Below are 15,596 nucleotides of genomic sequence, written 5' to 3'. Positions count from 1 at the left end.
TGAGCACCAGGCCGGAACGACTCCGGACCGGCCGAACAGCGGACCGGGAGAGTGCCGTCCGGTTCACTCGTCCGGCGCATTCCACCACGCCACCCGCTACGCCCCCGCTCCATGCTCGGGGGAGCGGACCCCTCTGAGGGATGGTGGCGGATGGAACCGGACAGCCCGAGCAGCCTCGAGAGCCGGGCCGACGCCCTGATGGAGGGTCTGCAGGCGGATCTGGAGCGGCTGGCGTCGATCCCTTCCGTGGCCTTCCCCGGCTATCCGCCCGAACCGGTCCGGGAGGCGTACGACCTGATCGTCTCCCTCCTGCGCGAGGCCGGGGTCCCCACAGTCGAGCGGATCGACCTGCCCGGCACCTCCCCCGTGGTCTACGGCGAGATCCCGCCCCCCGAGCCGGACGCCCCCACCGTCCTGCTCTACGGGCACTACGACGTCCAGCCCGCCGGCGACACCTCCCTCTGGCTCTCCCCGCCCTTCGAACCCACCCCCGTACCCGGCGGTCTGCGGGCCCGCGGCATCGCCGACGACAAGTCGAACCTGATCGCCCACCTCGGCATGCTGCGGCTCTACGGCGGCCGCCCGCCGGTGGGGATCAAGCTGGTGATCGAGGGGCAGGAGGAGTACGGCAGCGCCTTCGACGACTACCCGCCCTCCGATCCGGGCCGGTTCGCCTGCGACGCGGTGGTCATCGCCGACCTCGGCAACCTGCGGCCCGGCACCCCGACCCTGACCACCGGCGTGCGCGGGGCCTGCGAGGTGACCGTGGAGGTGCGCACCCTCGCCGAGCCGCGCCACAGCGGGGAGTTCGGGGGAGCCGCCCCCGACGCCCTGCTCGTGCTCCTGCGCGCCCTCGCCACCCTGCACGACGCCGGCGGGGACGTGGCCGTACCGGGCCTGCGCCGCGACCCGTGGGACGGGACGACCTACACCGAGGAGGAGTTCCGCGACCTCGCGTCCGTCGTCGACGGCCTCCCGCTGCTCGGCACCGGATCGCTCGGCGAGCGGCTGTGGAGCGGTCCGGCCGTCACCGTCATCGGCCTGGACGCGCCCTCCGTGGACCACGCCGCCTCGGCGGTGGTCCCGTACGCCCGGGCCAGGCTGAACCTCCGCTTCCATCCGCTCCAGGATCCGCACGAGGCCCGGGCGGCGCTGGTGGAGCACCTGCGCGCGCAGCGCCCCTTCGGCGTCCCCCTCACCGTCACACCGGGCGACACCGGACCCGGCTACGAGGCCCGCACGGGCGGGCCCGCTTACCGCGCGGCGCTCACCGCCCTCAAGGAGGCCTGGGGCACCGAAGCCTCGTACGTCGCCACGGGGGGCTCCATCCCGCTGGTGAACGGCCTCGCGAAGGCGGCTCCGGGCGCCGAGGTGCTGCTGTTCGGCGCGCAGGACAGCATGTGCAACCTGCACGCCCCCAACGAGCGCGTACTGCTGTCCGAGGTCCGCAACACGGTCGTGGCGATGGCCGCCTTCGTACGGGAGTACGCGGCGGACTACCGCGCGGCGGGCCCGGCTCCCGCGGCAGGCGCCCGGTGACCACCGCGCCGCCCGGTCCCGGCGCCCCGGCCCGGGCACCGGAAGAGGGTCCCGCGGCCCCGAAGTTCGCCTTCCCGAGCGCGCTGACCATCCTGGCCGTGGTCACGCTGGCGGTCTGGCTGCTGGCCTTCCTCGTCCCGGCCGGCCAGTACGAGCGCAACGACAGCGGCGTCCCCCTCTCCGGCACCTACCACCGGGTCCACGACACCCAGAGCTTCACCGAGCGCCTCACCGACCTCTTCCTCTCCCCCGTGAACGGCCTCTACGGCATCAAGGACGAGCGGACCGGCGAGGTCGGCCCCGGCTTCAGCGGCGACCTGTACGGCAGTGCGGGCGTCTTCCTCTTCGTCCTCTCCATCGGCGCGTTCATCACGGTCGTCTTCGCCACGGGCGCCCTCGACCGCGGCATCGCCGTCCTCGCGCACCGGCTGCGCGACCGCGGGGCGCTGCTGATCGCCGCCGTGATGCTGGTGTTCTCCGTCCTCGGCACGGTGGAGGGCTTCGCGGAGGAGACCCTCGGCTTCTACGGTCTGCTGGTCCCGATGATGCTCGCCCTCGGCTACGACCGGCTCGTCGCCGTCGGCTCGGCCGTCCTCGGCGCGGGCATCGGCGTCCTGTGCTCCACGGTGAACCCGTTCGCGACCGGTGTGGCCTCCTCGGCCGCCGAGATCTCGCTGGGCGACGGCATCGCACTGCGCTCCCTGATGTGGGTGGTGCTCACGGCCGTGACCATCCTCTACGTCGTCCGGTACGCCAGGCGCGTGCAGAGGGACCCGGCCAAGTCCCTGTGCGGCTTCCTGCCGGGCGACCGGGAGCGGAAGGCGACGGGAGCCGACCAGCAGGAGCCCGAACTGACCCGCCTGCACAAGACGGTGCTGGTCCTGGTCGTCCTGGTCTTCTCCTTCATGATCTTCTCGGTGGTCCCCTGGTCCGGCGCGCTCACCGGTGAGGCGGAGGCGGCCGCGTACTCCTGGGAGCTGGACTGGTCGTTCCCGCAGCTCTCGGCGCTGTTCATGTGCGCGGCGGTGCTGGTGGGCCTGGTGGCGCGGATGGGAGAGGCGAAGCTCAGCGCCACGATCGTCCAAGGCGCCGCCGACTTCATCTCACCGGCCCTCGTCATCATGCTGGCCCGCGGGGTCACCGTCATCATGAACAACTCGAAGATCACCGACACCGTCCTGCACTCCATCGAGGGCGTGGTCGAGGGCACTTCGTCCGCGGCCTTCGCGGTGATGGTCTTCGTGGTCAACCTCCCGCTGGCCTTCCTGATCCCCTCGACCTCCGGCCACGCCACCCTCGCCATGCCGATCCTGGCCCCCGCTCGCCGACTTCGCGGGCGTCTCCCGGGCGCTGACGGTCACGGCCTGGCAGTCGGCGAGCGGCTGGATGAACCTGTGGGTCCCCACGTCGGCCGTGGTGGTCGGCGGCGTGGCCCTGGCCAAGGTCGGCTACGACAAGTACCTGCGGTTCGTCTGGCCCCTGCTGGCCCTCCTCTTCGTACTGATCTGCGGCTTCCTGGCCCTGGGAGCGGCGATGTGACGGGGTGACGGGTCCGGTCCGCGCCCGGCCGGCACCTCCTAGACTGGGGTCACATGTCCGACTCCCACCCCCTCGACGAACCGGCCGTCGCACCGGCCACAGAACCACCGGCAGGTGAACCGCCTGCCGGGCCACCCGTCGCCGTCCGGGCGGCGATGCGCCGGCCCCTGCGCTTCCTGGGCTCGTGGTGGCCCTGGCGGTGCTGGGCGTACGCGGGCAGCGGGTTCCTCATCGGCTATCCGGTACTGGTCGCCCTGGGGCTGCTCGTCGGGCTCGGCGTGGTGCTCGCGGTGGCCGGGATCGGGCTGCTGCTCCTGCTCTGCGCGGTCCTCGCCGGCGTACCGCTGGGGGCGCTGGAGCGCCGGCGGCTGCGGTGGGTGGAGCCCGTGCGCGTGGCGGACCCGCACACCTCGCTCGCCGGGGCCGGGGCCGCGGCCTGGCTGCGGACGCGGCTGCGCGAGCGGGCCACCTGGCGGGAGTTCGGGTACGCCGCCCTGCTCGGGCCGGTCTTCGGCGCGGCCGGGTTCCTGGTGATCACCCTGGTGGCGTTCTCCCTGATCCTCGTCGCGACCCCGGTCATCGTCCGGGCCATCGCCCCGGACCACATGATGCTGATCCCCGGCCGGCCCGTCTCCGGCCCGCTGGAGGGCCTGGCCGGCACGGCGGCCGGACTGGCCGGGCTGGCGGTGGCCGCGTACGCGGGAGCCCTGCTCGCGTGGGCGCAGGTCGCGACCGTGCGCTGGCTGCTCGGGCCGCGCGAGGAGGCCGACCGGGTCCTGGAGCTCACCCGCTCCCGGGTCCGGCTCGTCGAGGCCTTCGAGGCCGAACGGCGCCGCATCGAACGGGACTTGCACGACGGCGCCCAGCAGCAGCTGGTCGCGCTCAGCATGACCCTGGGTCTCGCCGAGCTGGAACTGCGGGGACTGCCGGAGGCCGCGGAGGCCGCCGCGCTGGTCGCGCGGGGCCGCGGCGAGGCGAAGGTGGCCCTGGAGCAACTGCGCGACCTCGTACGGGGCATCCACCCGCAGGTGCTCACCGACCACGGGCTCGCGGCGGCCGTGGCCGAGGTGGCCCTGCGCCATCCCGTGCCGGTCACGGTGGACCTGGAGCTGCCCCGGCTGCCCGAACCGGTCGAGATCACCGCGTACTTCACGGTCACCGAGGCCCTCACGAACGCCGCCAAGCACAGCGGTGCCTCGCGGATCACGGTCGCGGGTAGGGTCGAGGGCGACCGGCTCACCCTCTCCGTCACCGACGACGGCCACGGCGGCGCCGATCCCGGCGCGGGGGCGGGCCTGGCGGGACTCGCGGACAGGGTGGCGATGTTGAAGGGCAGACTGGTGGTGTCCAGTCCGGTGGGCGGGCCGACCGAACTGCGCGTGGAGGTCCCGTGCTCCGGCTGATCCTCGCCGAGGACTCCGTCCTGCTGCGCGCCGGGCTGACGGAACTCCTCACCCGTGGCGGCCACCGGGTCCTCGCCTCCGTCGGCAGCGCCGAGGAGCTCGTACGGGCGGTGGAGGCGGAGCGGCCGGACGCCGTCGTCACCGACGTGCGGATGCCGCCCGGCTTCCGCGACGAAGGCCTGCGGGCGGCGCTCGAACTCCGCTCCCGGGACGCCTCGTTGCCCGTGCTCGTGCTCTCCCAGTACGTCGCCACGGCCTACGCCACGCAGCTGCTCACCGGCGCCTCGGCCGCCGGGCTGGGCTATCTCCTCAAGGACCGCGTCGGCGAGGTGGCCGAGTTCCTGGACGCCCTCCAGCGGGTCGCCGACGGCCAGACCGTCATCGACCCGGAGGTGGTACGGGTCCTGCTCAGCCGCCGGTCCGAGGACCGGCCACTGGCCCGGCTGACCCCGCGCGAGCGCGAGGTGCTGACCCTGATGGCCTCGGGCCTCAACAACCAGGCCCTGGCCGCACGGCTGTTCATCACCGAGGCCGCTGTGGTCAAACACGCGTCCAGCATCTTCACGAAACTCGACCTGGACGCCACCGAGGGCAACCGCCGCGTCCTCGCGGTCCTGGCCCACCTGCGCGGCGCCGACGGATAGGCCCTCTCCTCTTCGGATCCTGCTCCCCCGGCTACCGCCGGGAGGTTTCCCCGGACCCGCGCACCGCCGACGGGAGGATCCCCGGCTGCCGGGAACCCGCCACGACGCGGGTGGGGCGCGGGGGCGCGGCGACCGTGCGGGACCAGAGGGCCAGCAGCAGCAGCAGCGCCAGGTAGCCGAAGCGGCCCGCGGGGGCCAGCAGGAAGGCCGTGGTGAAACCGATCGCGAGGCGGTCCGCCGCCGCGACCAGCGTGCGCGGGGGCCGGACCAGCAGCGAGAGGGCCACGGTCAGACCGCCGAGCAGGAGCAGACTTACCGTCAAATACCAGCCCCAGGGGCCCAGTTCGGCCAGCAGATGTCCCGGGAGCGGGCTGCCGGCCGGGGTCGCGACCTCCGCGCGCCCGGTGGGGAAGGCGAACACCTGCCGCCACAGCTCGCCGGGCTGGAGCAGGGCACCGGGCAGCACCAGCAGGGCCGTGCCTCCTGCCGCGGTCAGTCCGCAGCGCACCGCCGATCGCCCGCCCCGGCAGACGGCGAGCAGGGCCACCGCCACCGCCACCGCGGGGAGCGCCGTCCACTTCAGCGCGCACGCCCCGGCGAGTGCCGCGCCGGCCGCCACCGGCCGGCCCGCAGCCGCGGCGGCGAGCGCCAGGCAGCACAGCCCGGCCAGCGGCAGGTCCACCCCGCTCACGGCCAGGGGCATGGCCACCAGGGGCGAGGCCACCAGCACGGGAAGCAGCGGCGACCGGGCCGCGCCGAGCAGCCTCCGCCCGGCCCACAGGCCGGCGAACAGGGCCGCCGCGCACCAGATCCGGGCATCGCCCAGCAGCCGGACGGCCCAGCCGTCCCCGCCGCCGAGCAGGGCCCTCGGGATGCCGAGGAGGGCCATGCCCGGCAGGTACGGCGTGTACTCCTCGACGGCCGCGGGCCGGTCGACGTAGAGCCGGCCGGACTCCAGCAGGAGCCGCCCGGACCGTTCGATGACCATCACCTCCGACTGGCCCCGGCCGGTCAGGACCAGCCACAGCAGCGGTACGGCGACGGCGCCGAGCAGCGCGGCGGCGAGGGCGGCGCGGCGGCGGTCCAGGGCGGCGGCCACGGCGGCGACGAGGTACCCGCAGGCCGCGCACCAGCCCCACAGCCGGTGGGGTTCCAGTGGGGACAGGAGCGGGAAGGACAGCGCCCAGGCGGCCGCGAGCAGCCAGCCCGCGGTCCAACGGGCGGTACGGGAAAGGGTCATGGCCCCATTCCAGCCGCGCGGCTCCGCCAGGTCTGCACGCCCAGGTGGACACTTCGCGGTGGGGTTTTCCCTACCGTTCCCGCCCGGCGGCAACGCGAAAGGGGCGCGGCGCCCGAAGGCCGCGCCCCTCACGGAGTCGTCACTCGAAGGCTCACGCCTCCGGGGAACCGCCGAAGCGCTCGCGGTAGGACTCCAGGTCCTCCTCGGTGACCCGCGCGAAGAGCACCGGCGGCACGGTGAACGGCGTACCGGCCGGGACCGCGTCCAGCGCCTTGGCCTGCTCCGGGGTGACCCAGGTGGCCGTGTCATCGGCGAGCGCGAAGGAGGAGCGCATGGCGCGCGCCGAGGCCGGGATGAACGGCTCGGAGACCACCGAGTAGAGGTGGATCAGGTTCATCGCGGTGCGCAGGGTGAGCGCCGCGCCCTCCAGGTCGGTCTTGACCTCCAGCCAGGGGGCCTTCTCGTCCAGGTAGGCGTTGCCGGCCGACCACAGGGCGCGCAGCGCGGCCGCCGCCTTGCGGTACTGGAGGGACTCCATGTGGCCCTCGTACTCGGCCAGCAGCTCGGCGATCTGCTCGCCCAGCTTGGCCTCGACCTCTCCGGCGGGGCTGCCCGCGGGGACCTCGTCGCCGAACTTCTTGCGGGAGAAGGTCAGTACGCGGTTGACGAAGTTGCCGAGGGTGCCGCCGAGGTCCTTGTTGACCGTGGCGGCGAAGTGCTCCCACGTGAAGGACGAGTCGTCGGACTCGGGCGCGTTGGCGATGAGGAAGTAGCGCCAGAAGTCGGCCGGGAGGATCTCCAGCGCCTGGTCGGTGAAGACGCCGCGCTTCTGCGAGGTGGAGAACTTGCCGCCGTAGTACGTCAGCCAGTTGAAGGCCTTGACGTAGTCGACCTTCTTCCACGGCTCGCGGGTGGCCAGTTCGGTGGCGGGGAACATCACCGTGTGGAACGGGACGTTGTCCTTGGCCATGAACTGCGTGTAGCGGACGTCCTCGGCCTCGTACCACCACGACTTGTAGTCGCGGTTCGCCGGGTCCAGGTCGGACCACTCCTTGGTGGAGCCGATGTACTCGATCGGGGCGTCGAACCAGACGTAGAAGACCTTGCCCTCGGCGGCCAGCTCGGGCCAGGTGTCGGCCGGGACCGGCACGCCCCAGTCGAGGTCGCGGGTGATGGCGCGGTCGTGCAGGCCCTCGGTCAGCCACTTGCGGGCGATGGAGGAGGCCAGCTGCGGCCACTCCTCCTCGTGCTCGGCGACCCAGGCCTCGACCTCGTGCTGGAGCTTGGACTGCAGGAGGAAGAGGTGCTTGGTCTCGCGGACCTCCAGCTCGGTGGAGCCGGAGATGGCCGAGCGGGGCTCGATCAGGTCCGTGGGGTCCAGGACGCGGGTGCAGTTCTCGCACTGGTCGCCGCGGGCCTTGTCGTAGCCGCAGTGCGGGCAGGTGCCCTCGACGTAGCGGTCCGGCAGGAAGCGGCCGTCGACCGGCGAGTAGACCTGCCGGATCGCGCGCTCCTCGATGAAGCCGTTCTCCTGGAGCCTGCGCGCGAAGTGCTGGGTGATCTCGCGGTTCTGCGCGGAGGAGCTGCGGCCGAAGTAGTCGAAGGACAGCTCGAAGCCGTCGTAGACCGCCTTCTGGGCGTCGTGGGCCTGCGCGCAGAACTCGGCGACCGAGATGCCGGCCTCCTTGGCGGCGAGTTCGGCGGGGGTGCCGTGCTCGTCGGTGGCGCAGATGTAGAGGACGTCGTGGCCGCGCTGGCGGAGGTACCGGGAGTACACATCCGCCGGAAGCATCGACCCGACCATGTTGCCCAGGTGCTTGATCCCGTTGATGTACGGAAGCGCGCTGGTGATCAGGTGTCGAGCCATCCTCGGATGCTCCATTTCCTATGTGCGGTACCACGTGACGTGACGGATTGTGAGTGCGGTTCATCGTATCGAACCGCCGAAAGGCCACGCGCCGCATTTGTTCATGGGTGGACGTAACGCAAAAGCGAGGGCAGTGACCTCTCCGTCACGGCCCTCGCGATCGGGCCCATGTTACAGGCGGACCGCAGGGCACCGGACCGGAGGTCCGGCGGCACCGGCAGCAGGCATATGCATATGCGCTGGCTGGAGCCCCGCGCGATCGAGATCGATCACGGTTCGATCATCGCCGACGCAATGCTTCCAGCTTTCTTCTCTGCACCCTCCGAGTGCGCCCGCGCTGCTTTCCTGTTCTGCGCACACGGGATGAGGTGGAGCGGTGAGCGATGGCGGACCGGAGGAGTCCGGTGGGGCCGTGGGACTGCCGAGCCGGCGTCGGCGGCCGACTCCCATGAGTCAGTGGGATCCGACGGCACGGCTGTCGTACTGGGCCTTCCACGCCAATCGGCGGCCCGCGTACATGCGCTTCGCGTTTCTGCAGCTGGGTTCCGACGAGGCGGCGGAGGAGGCGGTGGACGCCACCTTCGACTCGATCATGGGCGAATGGCTGCGGATGCTCCACATGGACCGACTCGACGCGTACGCGTGGACCGTGCTCAAGCACTGCCTTGTCGACCGGCAGCACAGGCGCCACCCCTGGCAGCAGCAGCCCGAGCCGATGGACATCAGCGCCTTCGAGGCCGCCCTCAAGGAGGCCCACGCCGACCAGTACGAGGTGCTGACCGACACCATCCGCTTCTACTCCGCCGTCTCCCGGCTCGCCGAGCGGCAGCGCGACGCCGTCCTCCTGAGGTACGGGCTCCAGTGCACCCCCGGTGAGGCCGCCGCGATGATGGGCGTCGACGAGGCCACGGTCCGCTCCTATCTCGGCCAGGCCCACCGGCGGCTCGCCCGCCTCCTCGACACGTCCGCCGAATCAGCCGAATCAGCCGGCTCATGAAGCGGTACGAGCCCCTGGAGCGGCAGGACGGCGACCCGGCCCCCCGCTCGCTCGCCGAATTCCTCGCCCGGGCGGGCGTCCGCGACCGCTACCGGTACTACGACCTCGGCGCGGCCGAGGCCCGGCTGCTGCGCGCGACACCGCACGGTCCGGTCCCCGGGCACCGGGCCCGGCGCCGGTCGGCCTACGGCTGGAGCGATCCGGCCCGGGACTGCCCGCTCGACGCCGAACGGGCGCGGCGCGACCTCAAGGCCGTCTGCCTGGCGTCCGTGTGCGCGCCGAAGGCCGGGGCGCACCTCGACTCCTTCCGCACCGGCGGGCACACCGACCTGGCCGGCGCGGTCGTCTTCGGCTGTCTGCTGCACCTGGCCGGGCTGCGCGAAGGCGCCCGCTTCTGGTGGCAGTTCGCCGCCGGTTCCGGGAGCCCTCCGACCGCCGCGGCCGCTTACTGCCTCTTCCTCGACCACTCCCGGCGCGGTGAGCACCACGACGCCCGGCACTGGGCGCGCGAGCTGGGCCGCCGCGGCTTCCGGCCGGGCGGCCGGCGGGACCTGCGGGAGGTCCGGCTGTGCGCGCAGGCGGCCGTGCTGCGCCACGTCGACCAGTTCGAGGACCCCGACCTGGGCGCGGTGCCCCTGCCGCGGCCCGGGCTGTCCGCGGTGCTGACCGCCTTCCTGGCGCCGCCCGTCTCCGTGACCGCGACCGTCCCGGCGCCGGTGGCCCCGGTCCGGCCGTCCGCGGGACCGCTGCGCCACCCGGCGCTGACGGCGGCGGCCCGCGGGACGGTCGTCCAGGGCGGGACGGGCGAGGCCCTGGCGGAGGCCCGCCGCGCGCTGGCCGTCGTACGCGTCCTGGAGCGGCACCCGCTGGGGGTGCGGGCCGCCCTGCTCGCCCGGGAGTCGGGCCTCGCCGAGGCGGAGCTGCGCCGGCTCCTGTCGATGCTGTGCGAGGAGGAGTACGCGTACCGTGCGGGCGCGGGGGTGTACGGGCGCGGGCCCGCCCTGGACCGGCTCGCCGCCCCCGGCGGCCACGGCCTGGCCGGCCAGCTCCAGCGCACCCTGGCCCTGGCCCGGGACAGCGCGGGCGCCGCCGTGTACCTCAGCCGGTACGCCGACGGGGAGGTCCGGATCACGCAGATGGCGGACGGGCCCGCGACCCCGCCGGTGCGGGAGTGGGTCGACTTCCGGGCCGCCGCGCACGCCAGCGCCGTCGGCAAGTGCCTGCTGACCCAGCTCGACCACGACCGCCGCGCCGACCACGTGGCCCGGCACCGGCCCGCCCGGCTCACCCCGCAGACCATCACCGACAGCCGGGCCCTGTTCTCCGCCCTGGACGCGGTCGCTCCCGGCGCGCCCGTCTTCGACCTGCTCGAATACTCCCCCGGGGTCGTCTGCTCGGCGGTCCCGATCGCCGCCGGCGACGCCGCCGGGAGCCTCGCGCTCTCCCTGCCCGCAGCCCACGCCCACCGGCTGCCCGAGGCCACCGCGGCCCTGCGCCGCAAGGCCGTCCCGGTGCTCCTCGCACTGCTCCTGACCGGCGCGATCCCCCCGGACGCCCCGGCCCCCGCAGACGTTCCCGCCGCCGGGCCCCCGGCGCAGCCCCCGCCGATGAGGTCCCCGGTCACCCCGGAGACCCTCCGCCACCTGCGCCGCCTCTTCCGCACCCCGCTGACCGGAGCCACGACCGCCGCGGGCGGCCCCCACCTGGTCAGCGACACCACGACCGCGGCGGCCTACCTCTTCGACGCCACCCCCCGCACCGACCGGCCGCGCCTCTCCCTCCCCCACACCTTCACCTCGGTCGCCCCGGGCAGCCTGACCACCCCGACGGGCCTGGTGGTCCTGGGCACGTGAGCGGTCCGGCGGCGGCCTCGGCTCAATGCCCCGGAGCGGCGTGGTGCGTGGATTCGCTCAGCCTGGTGAACGCGTCGCGGACCACCGCCGCGATCAGAGTGCGGCGGGCCGGGAGGAACTCGTCGTACGGCATGTGCTCCCAGTCGTCCGGGAGGGCGTGCCAGTAGCGCTGCCGGGCCAACCGGTCGCCGGGGAGCTGCTTGGCGGCGACCTGGGCGGGCCAGTAGGCCGCGGGCGGCTGATCGGAGATGGCGATGTTGTCGCTCCACTCCACCAGGGCCATGTTGGCGATCTGGTTGATGCGCGGGGTCTCCGTGATGCCGCTGTTCTTCAGGTGGTTCTTCGGGAAGAGGTGGTGGCGCTCGATGGCCTTCTTCGCGGTGATCGCCGGATCGAGACGGGTGCGCACCTTCCCCGTGGACAGCAGGGCGTCGGCGTCCAGGATGTTGAGCGCCGCGATGTACGCCATGAGGGCCGGGGACTTCGACGCGGCGGTCTCCAGGTTGTTGGGCAGGGTGATGGCCCAGTAGTCCTGGGTGAGCGTGTCGTCGACGACCTTGTTCAACGTCGCGAGGTAGGCGTCGGCGTCGCCGGGGTCCACGCCGGCCAGGCGGGCGAGGTCCTGCTCGACCCGGGTCTCGAACGAGCCGGAGTAGCGGCTGGTGGTGTGCGCCATGAAGAACCAGCGCGCGATGGTCTCGCGCAGTCGGCCGAGCGGCACCTGGTAGTCGACGCGACCGACCAGCCAGAGGGCGTAGGTGTAGATCACGGCGTTGGCGGAGCTGATCATCTTGCTGCCGCGGAAGCCCGCACGCTCCAGGCACTGGAGGAACTCGTGCCAGTTCGTCAGGTCCAGTGCGTGCTTCTGCGCTGCCTGGAGGCGGCCGAACTGTTCTTCGCGAAGGTCGGCGGAGGGCCTGCCTGTGTCGACGTCCCTGCCGCGCAGGACGACGTAGACCTGCTTGAGGACGGCGCGGCGCAGGGCGACCGCCGTGGTGACGCGGAGCATCTGGGAGGGCTCGGGGTGGATGTGCCAGTTGAAGGGGGAAGAGTTGTCGACGCTCGGCTGGTGGGCTTCGCGGCAGAAGTCCTCCAGGGCGCGCCGGCCCTCCTCCCAGAACACGGACAGCAGGGTGAGGATGAAGTCCGCCTGGTTGAGGGTGACGCCGTTGCTGTTGATCCGGACGAAGATCTCGGCGACCTCCTCCTCGTCGATGGTCTCGGACAGTTCGACGATCTTGAACTGGTAGTTGCCGAGGCCGTGGAGGTCGTCGAGCGCCGTGTCCAGGCGGTCCTTCTCCTCCTCGTCCAGTTCCCGCTTCTCCGCGAGGCGCTCCAGGAAGGCCCGGACGACCTTCTTCCGGCTGTTGGGCGCCCACAGGGCGCTGATGTCGTGGAGGTACTCCGGATCCTTCTCGACGGCGGCGTCCGTGACGGCGAACGTGGCGTCGGCCGGCCGGAAGGCGAGGCGGATCCGGCGCGTGGTGAAGTCGTCCCGGAGGACGGCGGCACCGGTGATCACGGCGTAGAGGGAGGTGAGCCGCTGCTGCCCGTCGACGATGAGGTGCTGCGGCACGGCCTGCTTGGTCTCGGTGCCGATCTGACGGGCGCCCGGTTCGGCCCCGGTCTTCCAGAACAGCAGGGAACCGACCGGGAAGCCCTTGTACATGGAGTCGAACAGGTCACGCGCCTTCGCCGCCGGCCAGACGTACGGGCGCTGCAGCTCGGGCAGGGCTATGGTTCCGCGCTCGATGTCGTTCACGAGGTGGGACACAGCGAGTGTCGTGTCGCTGTAGAGCAGCTTGGCCATGGCGTGCGGTTCCTCCACGGAACGGGCGGGTGCAGGACTCCCGGAGGCTATCCGACCCTTCCGTCACACCGAGTGGCCTTCGGCTCGGCGTATCACTCCCCGGAACGACAAAAACCCCACCGAAGTGGGGTTCTCGCTTGTGTCCGAGGGGGGACTTGAACCCCCACGCCCGATAAAGGGCACTAGCACCTCAAGCTAGCGCGTCTGCCATTCCGCCACCCGGACCAGGTGGTCGGCCCCGGTTTCCCGCGGCGACATGGACAACAATAGCAAAGGATCGGCGGGGTTCCGACCACTTATCCGAGCGGCGGACGTCCGCCACGCCGGGCTGACCTGCGGGCATGCACCGCCGGGCATAGCGAGACGCAATGTCTCGCCGAGGTCGGGCGGGGTGGTGCGACGGCGCCGTGGGGCTTCCGGATGCCGATACCGGCTGGACATCGGGGATGCGGGGCGGTCGGATGGCTGCGCACACATCCGGGGGGAGCCGCGCATGGAAACCGAGCACCGCGTCAGCACGCTGGAGCTGTTCTTCGACCTCGTCTTCGTCTTCACCATCACGCAGTTGACGGTGCTGCTGGCGGACGATCTGACCCTGCGGGGTGCGGGGCAGGTGGTGCTGATCTTCACCGTGCTGTTCTGGATGTACGGGGGCTACGCGCACCTGACCAACCAGGTGCCGCCGGACCGGACCGTCCGGCGGATCCTGCTGATGCTGGCCATGGGGGCGTTCCTGGTGTGCGCGCTGGCCGTGCCCACCGCCTTCGGCGCCGGCGGGATCGCCTTCGGCCTGGGGTACGTGTTCGTCGTCCTCGTGCACAGCGCCCTCTACACGCAGGCACACGGGTTCGGAGTGCTCTGGTTCGCGCTCCCCAACATGCTGTGCGCGCTGTCGGTGCTGGCCGCCGGGTTCTTCGACGGGCCGCCCGCCTGGGGGCTGTGGATGCTCGCCCTGCTGATCCAGTTCGCCGTGCCGCAGCTGGTGCAGCGGGTGGCGGCGAGCGGGGCGGAGCCCGCCGAGGCCGTGGCCGCGGTGACGACCGTCAGCGACCAGCTCGGCGGCATGAGCTCCGGGCACCTCGTGGAGCGGCACGGGCTGCTGCTGATCATCGTCTTCGGCGAGTCCGTCATCGCGATCGGCATCGGGACCGGCTCGCTGCCGCTGTCCGTGGGGATCGCCGGGGGCGCCTTCCTCGCGCTCGCCGTCGCGTCGGCACTGTGGTGGATGTACTTCGTGCGCGACGAGGGCCGGGCCGAGGAGGTCTTCGCCGAGACGCCGCCCGAGAACCGTTTCAAGCTGGCGATGCTCGCCTACTACTACGCGTTCCTGCCCATGCTGCTCGGGATCGCCGCCTTCGCGGCCGGCGTCAAGAAGACCATCGGGCACCTGGGCGAGCACCTGCACACCGGCCCGGCACTCGCCCTCGCGGGCGGGGTCGCCGTGTACCTCGCCGGTGACCTGGCCTTCCGGGCCGTCCTCGGGATCGGCCCGGCCCGGTTCCGGGCGGCGGCGCTGGTGCTCGTCCTGGCGACGGTCCCGGCCGGCACGGGCGCCTCCGGGCTCTGGCAGCTGGTGGCGCTCGTCGTCGTGCTGCTGGGGACGCTGGCAGCCGAGGTCCGCTGGACCCCGGGCTGCACCGCGACGCCTACGGGCAGTGGATGACCTGGCCCGCGTAGGAGAGGTTGCCGCCGAAGCCGAAGAGGAGGACGGGGGCGCCGGTGGGGATCTCGCCGCGCTGGACCAGCTTGGACAGGGCCATCGGGATGCTGGCGGCCGAGGTGTTGCCGGAGTCGACGACATCGCGGGCGACGACGGCGTTGACGGCGCCGATCTTGGCGGCGAGCGGCTCGATGATCCGCAGGTTCGCCTGGTGGAGGACGACCGCGGCCAGGTCCTCCGGGGTGATCCCGGCCTTCTCGCACACCTTGCGGGCGAGCGGAGGGAGCTGGCTGGTGGTCCAGCGGTAGACGGACTGGCCCTCCTGGGCGAAGACCGGCGGCGAGCCCTCGATCCGGACCGCGTTGCCCATCTCCGGGACCGAACCCCACAGCACCGGGCCGATGCCCGGCTCCTCGCAGGCCTCGACGACGGCCGCGCCCGCGCCGTCGCCGGTGAGCACGCAGGTGGTGCGGTCGCTCCAGTCGGTGATCTCGGTCATCTTGTCCGCGCCGATGACCAGGGCGCGGATGGCGGAGCCCGCGCGGATGGCGTGGTCGGCGGTGGCCAGGGCGTGGGTGAAGCCCGAGCAGACGACGTTGATGTCCATCACGGCGGGGCCGCCGCCCATGCCCAGCTTGGCGGCGACGCGCGCGGCCATGTTGGGCGAGCGGTCGATCGCGGTGGAGGTGGCGACCAGGACGAGGTCGATGTCGTCCGGGGTCAGGCCGGCGCCGGCCAGCGCCTTGCCCGCAGCCTGGTAGGCCAGCTCGTCCACCGGCTCGTCCGGGCCCGCCATGTGGCGGGTGCGGATGCCGACGCGGGACCGGATCCACTCGTCGGTGGTGTCGACCATGGCCGCGAGGTCCTCGTTGGTGAGCACTTTCGCGGGCTGGTAGTGCCCTAGCGCCACCACGCGTGAACCGGTCATGGGCGGGGTCCCCCCTTGTACGGAAGTCAGGATCACCCAGCTTTGCCTGCTACTGGTGGGTACGTGTGCGTGTGACCCGACAGGATTCCGGCCCCGGATTTTGGAGCTTCCCGAGG

Annotated in this window: 9 protein-coding genes, 1 tRNA gene and 2 pseudogenes; 7 read left to right on the top strand and 5 right to left on the bottom strand. The window is 72.6% G+C overall.

The features are described 5' to 3' along the window. The first annotated feature begins 150 nt into the window (after positions 1-150). From OG472_RS34825 to OG472_RS34810, 4 genes and pseudogenes are all read left to right on the top strand, one after another. Positions 151-1,539: a M20/M25/M40 family metallo-hydrolase gene (locus OG472_RS34825; RefSeq protein ID WP_405832855.1), complete on the top strand. Its 1,389-nt coding sequence runs from the start codon at positions 151-153 to the stop codon at positions 1,537-1,539. Then, positions 1,536-3,078 (top strand): annotated as a pseudogene (locus OG472_RS34820) (YfcC family protein). Before OG472_RS34825 ends, OG472_RS34820 begins: the two are co-directional and overlap by 4 nt. A gap of 155 nt (positions 3,079-3,233) precedes the next feature. Further along, complete coding sequence (locus OG472_RS34815; protein WP_405943226.1) at positions 3,234-4,481, top strand: sensor histidine kinase; 1,248 nt, start codon at positions 3,234-3,236, stop codon at positions 4,479-4,481. Then, complete coding sequence (locus OG472_RS34810; protein ID WP_405832853.1) at positions 4,469-5,125, top strand: response regulator; 657 nt, start codon at positions 4,469-4,471, stop codon at positions 5,123-5,125. The genes OG472_RS34815 and OG472_RS34810 overlap by 13 nt, the downstream gene beginning before the upstream one ends. 31 nt (positions 5,126-5,156) lie before the next feature. Here the strand turns inward: OG472_RS34810 and OG472_RS34805 are convergent, their stop codons facing one another. Next, complete coding sequence (locus OG472_RS34805) at positions 5,157-6,365, bottom strand: glycosyltransferase 87 family protein (RefSeq protein WP_405942375.1); 1,209 nt, start codon at positions 6,363-6,365, stop codon at positions 5,157-5,159. Positions 6,366-6,516: 151 nt separating this feature from the next. Continuing rightward, positions 6,517-8,232: a methionine--tRNA ligase gene (gene metG, locus OG472_RS34800; RefSeq protein ID WP_401604896.1), complete on the bottom strand. Its 1,716-nt coding sequence runs from the start codon at positions 8,230-8,232 to the stop codon at positions 6,517-6,519. Between the two features lie 448 nt (positions 8,233-8,680). Here metG and OG472_RS34795 point away from each other — a divergent pair, with 448 nt between their 5' ends. After that, positions 8,681-9,229 carry an RNA polymerase sigma factor gene (locus OG472_RS34795; RefSeq protein ID WP_401604895.1) on the top strand — a complete coding sequence of 183 codons (549 nt, stop codon included), beginning with the start codon at positions 8,681-8,683 and terminating at the stop codon, positions 9,227-9,229. A gap of 812 nt (positions 9,230-10,041) precedes the next feature. Then, positions 10,042-10,761 (top strand): annotated as a pseudogene (locus OG472_RS34790) (IclR family transcriptional regulator C-terminal domain-containing protein); the annotation flags it as partial. A gap of 343 nt (positions 10,762-11,104) precedes the next feature. Here the strand turns inward: OG472_RS34790 and OG472_RS34785 are convergent. Next, the gene (locus tag OG472_RS34785) at positions 11,105-12,892 is read right to left on the bottom strand and encodes a DUF262 domain-containing protein (protein WP_401604892.1); all 1,788 of its coding nucleotides are present in this window, start codon (positions 12,890-12,892) and stop codon (positions 11,105-11,107) included. 140 nt (positions 12,893-13,032) lie between these two features. Then, a tRNA-Leu gene (locus OG472_RS34780) sits at positions 13,033-13,117 on the bottom strand. Positions 13,118-13,385: 268 nt separating this feature from the next. Between OG472_RS34780 and OG472_RS34775 the strand changes: the two genes are divergently transcribed. After that, positions 13,386-14,555 carry a low temperature requirement protein A gene (locus OG472_RS34775; protein ID WP_401604890.1) on the top strand — a complete coding sequence of 390 codons (1,170 nt, stop codon included), beginning with the start codon at positions 13,386-13,388 and terminating at the stop codon, positions 14,553-14,555. Here OG472_RS34775 and OG472_RS34770 read toward each other — a convergent pair. After that, positions 14,539-15,480 (bottom strand): beta-ketoacyl-ACP synthase III, encoded by a 942-nt coding sequence (locus tag OG472_RS34770; RefSeq protein WP_405832848.1) that lies wholly within the window; start codon positions 15,478-15,480, stop codon positions 14,539-14,541. The two genes, OG472_RS34775 and OG472_RS34770, sit on opposite strands and share 17 nt — an antisense overlap. Positions 15,481-15,596 lie beyond the last annotated feature (116 nt).

The sequence above is a fragment of the Streptomyces sp. NBC_00207 genome (genome assembly GCF_045160965.1).
In the GTDB taxonomy this organism is placed as follows: Bacteria; Actinomycetota; Actinomycetes; order Streptomycetales; family Streptomycetaceae; genus Streptomyces.
The sequence above is the reverse complement of the archived record's forward strand: the minus strand, read 5'-3'. Positions and strand labels throughout refer to the sequence as shown.